Origin of the sequence: Tabrizicola sp., from assembly GCF_051645465.1 — a bacterium.
Taxonomy (GTDB): Bacteria; Pseudomonadota; Alphaproteobacteria; order Rhodobacterales; family Rhodobacteraceae; genus Tabrizicola.
Window position 1 is genome coordinate 1 of sequence record NZ_JBOFBI010000210.1, and the last position, 2,391, is coordinate 2,391.

At 65.6% G+C, this 2,391-nt stretch carries 4 protein-coding genes; all 4 read left to right on the forward strand.

Features of this window, described 5'->3' with window-relative positions:
- On the forward strand, positions 1-310 hold a 310-nt coding region (locus tag ACRCSW_RS13645), incomplete at its 5' end, for a respiratory nitrate reductase subunit gamma (RefSeq protein ID WP_438705902.1).
- 5 nt (positions 311-315) lie between these two features.
- Positions 316-1,110, forward strand: coding sequence for a peptidylprolyl isomerase (locus ACRCSW_RS13650; protein WP_438705903.1), 795 nt, complete (start codon positions 316-318; stop codon positions 1,108-1,110).
- 20 nt (positions 1,111-1,130) lie between these two features.
- Positions 1,131-1,700: a hemerythrin domain-containing protein gene (locus ACRCSW_RS13655; protein ID WP_438705905.1), complete on the forward strand. Its 570-nt coding sequence runs from the start codon at positions 1,131-1,133 to the stop codon at positions 1,698-1,700.
- The gene (locus tag ACRCSW_RS13660) at positions 1,690-2,307 is read left to right on the forward strand and encodes a carbonic anhydrase (RefSeq protein ID WP_134078534.1); all 618 of its coding nucleotides are present in this window, start codon (positions 1,690-1,692) and stop codon (positions 2,305-2,307) included. The genes ACRCSW_RS13655 and ACRCSW_RS13660 overlap by 11 nt, the downstream gene beginning before the upstream one ends.
- Positions 2,308-2,391 lie beyond the last annotated feature (84 nt).

Consider the following 2,391-nt stretch of genomic DNA (forward strand, 5'->3'; position numbering starts at 1 on the left):
GATGATCCGCTTCATGGAATGGTCGCAAAGCGTGGTGACATGGAACATCAACGCCTGGGTCACAGTGGTGGACGTGCACTGGCTGTTCAAGCTGCACATCTTCCTCGGCCTGATCATCACCATGCTGTTTCCGTTCACGAGGCTGGTGCACATCTGGTCGGGCTTCGCGGCGCCCTTCCGCTATCTTGTGGCCCGCTCCGGCTATCAGATCGTGCGGTCCCGTCGCCGCCGCCCGCTGGAAGAACGCCGCCGCGCCTTTGACAGGCGGCAGGGCGTTGAGGGACCCAAAGCCCATACCCCGGCGGAGTGAGTGCGATGAACATGTCCCTTTTCCCCGATGTCGTGGTGAACGGCGAAACCATCCCCTCGGCGGCAATCGCCGCCGAGGCCCAGAACCACAGCGCACCGAAGGACAAGCCGGGCATCGCCTGGCGCAAGGCGGCGCAGGCCATGGCGATCCGGGCGCTGCTGCTGCAAGAGGCCCGGGCGCGCGGGCTGGCTGCTGAACCGCTCGCACTTGCCCCCGGGCGGTGGGAAACGGAAGACGAAGCCCTGATCCGCGTCTTGCTGGAAGAGGCGGTCTTGCCCGATCCGGTGACCGATGACGCGATCCGTGCCGAATGGGCGCGAGACCCCTCGCGTTATCGCTCGGCCCCTCTTTGGGACGTCTCGCATATCCTGTGCGCATGCGACCCCCGCGATCAGACTGAGACGGCCGCTGCCGAGGCGCGTGCACAGGCACTTCTGGCCCGACTCGGAGAGGGGCCCAAGGACTTCGCCCACGCCGCCCGCAAAAGCGACTGCGGGTCAAAGGCACAAGGGGGCCATCTGGGCCAGATCGGCCCCGGCGATACAGTGCCCGAGTTCGAAGCCGCTCTGCGCTGCTTGTCCGAAGGCCAGACGACCCCGGCCCCGGTCCTGTCGCGGCATGGCTGGCACCTGATCCGCTTGAACGCACTTGCCCCGGGGCAGGTCCTGCCGTTCGAAACGGTGCGGCCAAGGATCGCCGAGGCGCTGGAAAAGGCCGCTTGGGCCCGCGCCTCGTGCGACTTCGTGAACAGGCTTGGCCAGAAGGCTACGATCACCGGCGCAAGCCTGGCCCCGATCTGATCCACGGTCAGGAGCGTCCCATGAAGCGGTCAGAACCAGCGCGACGTGGCAGCGGCCAAGGCCCCACCGATCCGGGCCTTTTGGCCCGGCCGCTGGACTTCATCAGCGAGGACCATCTGCGCGAACGCCAGATCTGCGCTGAGATAGACCGCCTCGTCGCCGCCGAGACCTTCGACCGCCCGGCAGGCGTCACCATCCTGCGTTTTCTGAACGAAGAGCTTGGCGTGCATCTGCGGGATGAGGTGGAAGACCTGTTCCCCACCCTTGCGCGGCGCTGCACCGATGAAGATTCCATCGCCTCCGTCTTGGGCCGCATCCGCCACGATCAGGAGCAGGCCCTGACCCTGCTGCCTTCAGTGCGTGGGGCCATCGCCAACTGCCTCGACGCTGGGGCCGACCTTTCCAGCGAAGACCGCGAGGTTCTTGCGCGTTTCGCCGCGCATGTCCGCCGCCACCTGGTGGCGGAGAACGCTATCCTCCTGCCCATAGCCCGCGCCCGGTTGACGCGGGGCGACTTGCGCCGTCTGGCCAATCACATGCGGTTGCGGCGCGGGCTTCCCACCAGCCAGGGGGTGACCAGTGCTGAGTGATATCCTTGCCCGCAACCGCGACTGGTCGGCCAAAAGACAGGCGCAGGAACCTGGATATTTTACCCGTCTTGCGGCCCTGCAAGCCCCGGAATTCTTCTGGATCGGATGTTCGGATAGCCGTGTTCCGGCCAACGTCGTGGCGGGGCTCGACCCAGGCGAGGTCTTTGTCCATCGCAACGTGGCGAACATCATTCATTCCTCCGATATGAACATGCTGTCCGCGCTGGAATTCGCGGTCGAGGCGCTGAAGGTGCGCGAGATCATCGTCTGCGGCCACTACGGCTGCGGCGGGGTCAAGGCAGCAACCGAGGATCTTCCTCACGGTCTTGCCGACCACTGGCTGGAGCCGATCCGGCGCCTTTCCCGCGCCTATGCGGTCGATCTGAGCCGCCAGCCTGACCTTGAGGCGCAGCGCGACCGGTTGGCCGAGTTCAACGTGGTCGAAGGCGTCCGCCGGGTCTGCGAGACGCCTATCCTGCAGCGAGCCTGGACGCGCGGCGCGAAAGTCCGGGTGCATGGGCTGATCTACGGTTTGAAGGACGGCCTGTTGCGCGACCTCGACTGCAGCGTGGGGCCAGGACATTTCAAGGAAGGAGCAGCACTATGAGTATCCTTCAGCCAGTGACACGGACCGGCTGTGGCTGTGAGGGTCACGATGCAAGCAAGAAGCTGATGACGATCGATGCCGCTC